Source organism: Rhodococcus sp. CX (assembly GCF_015865005.1).
GTDB lineage: Bacteria > Actinomycetota > Actinomycetes > Mycobacteriales > Mycobacteriaceae > Rhodococcus.
In genome coordinates this window covers 12578-13426 of sequence record NZ_JADZGH010000201.1, presented here as the reverse complement: position 1 = coordinate 13426, position 849 = coordinate 12578, and the positions used below count along the sequence as shown (strand labels likewise).

1 protein-coding gene is annotated in these 849 nt (G+C 69.5%); it reads left to right on the top strand.

Features of this window, described 5'->3' with window-relative positions; all coding sequences use genetic code 11:
- A partial coding sequence (locus I0Q12_RS33470; RefSeq protein WP_231611177.1) for an NAD(P)-binding protein occupies window positions 1-849 on the top strand: 849 nt, incomplete at both ends.

Sequence of the window (849 nt, the reverse complement as noted above, 5' to 3'; positions counted from 1 at the left end):
GGCCCGCACACCGCGGGCCCGAGCCGAGGTCACCGAGGAACGTCACCGCGCCGTGGTGATCGGCAGTGGCTTCGGCGGTGCTGTCACCGCCGCGCATCTGGGTCGCGCCGGTGTGCAGACGCTCGTGCTCGAACGCGGCCTGCGCTGGCCCACCGGTCCGAACGCGCAGACCTTCCCGCACATGTTCGCACCGGACCATCGGGCGTCGTGGCTGTCGCCGCTGCCGGTGATGACCGGTGCCCCTCCGATCCCGTCGGCGCCCTACACCGGCCTGATGGAACGGGTGAAGGGCAACGGCATCGACATCCTGTGCGGTGCCGGGGTCGGCGGCAGTTCGCTGCTCTATCACGGCATGACGTTGCAACCCGACGGCGAACAGTTCGCGCGGTCGGTGTCCGCGCGGATCGACTACGACCTGCTCGACCGCGAGTACTTCCCGCGGGTGGCCCGGACGCTGCACCTGGCCACCATTCCCGACGACCTGCTGCACCACGAGAGGTACCGGTCCTCACGTCGGTTCCTCGAACGCGCCGCCGTCGAGGGCCTCGACACGTTCCGGGTGCCGATGCCCATCGACTGGGATTTCGCGCGCCGCGAGCTGACCGGGGAACTGTCGCCCTCGTACACCAACGGTGACCTCATCTACGGAGTCAACAATGGCGGCAAGTACTCCGTCGACGTCACGTGGCTCGCCGACGCCGAGGCCACCGGGAACGTCCACGTCGAAACCCTGCACCGCGTCAACGACATCGAACGCGGCGCGGACGGACGGTGGGTCGCGCACACCGACCGTCTCGCGACCGACGGCACCGTCGTCGAGCGCAAGCGGATCGTCGCGGACGCGCTGTT